Origin of the sequence: Colwellia sp. BRX10-4 (assembly GCF_014077465.1) — a bacterium.
GTDB lineage: Bacteria > Pseudomonadota > Gammaproteobacteria > Enterobacterales > Alteromonadaceae > Colwellia_A.
Genome location: NZ_JACGVZ010000098.1, coordinates 1 through 668, shown reverse-complemented (window position 1 = coordinate 668; position 668 = coordinate 1). Strand labels below are relative to the sequence as shown.

Here is a 668-nt window from a genome sequence, read left to right as displayed (position 1 = left end):
GTAGTATCTTCTGCAACAGAGACAGTTTCATTATCATCGCTCAGATCAGAAACTGGTGTCACTGAAATCGTTAAGGTAGAAGTCTGTGTATCACCTGCACCGTCAGTAACGCTATAAGTAATAACGGGCACAGCACCGTTGAAATTATCATTAGGTGTGAAGGTATAACTACCATCTGCATTTAAAGTGAGTTCACCCTCAGCAAGAGTAACCGTGTCACCTGCATTATAAGTATTACCATCAACAGTAAAACTGGTGACAGTTAATGGTCCATCTGCACTTTCTGCGTTATCGAGGACATTGCCCGTGGCGGTTGTGTCTTCTGCAACAGAAAAAGTTTCACTATCATCACTTAGATCAGACACTGGTGTCACTGAAATTGTTAGTGTAGAGTTCTGTGTATCACCAGCACCATCAGTAACGCTATAAGTAATAACAGGAACAGCACCGTTGAAATTATCATTAGGTGTGAAGGTATAACTACCATCGGTATTTAAAGTTAACTCACCTTCCGTAAGAGTAACGGTATCACCTGCATTATAGGTATTCCCACCAACCGTAAAGCTTGTAACAGTTAGTGGACCGTCTGCAGTTTCTGCGTTATCAAGCACATTACCTGTAGCAATTGTATCTTCAGCTATCGTAACCGTTTCACTATCATCACTTAA

The 668-nt window shown here is 41.2% G+C and carries 1 protein-coding gene; it reads right to left on the bottom strand.

Features of this window, described 5'->3' with window-relative positions; all coding sequences use genetic code 11:
- A partial coding sequence (locus H4J67_RS19990) for a tandem-95 repeat protein (RefSeq protein WP_182204916.1) occupies positions 1–668 on the bottom strand: 668 nt, incomplete at both ends.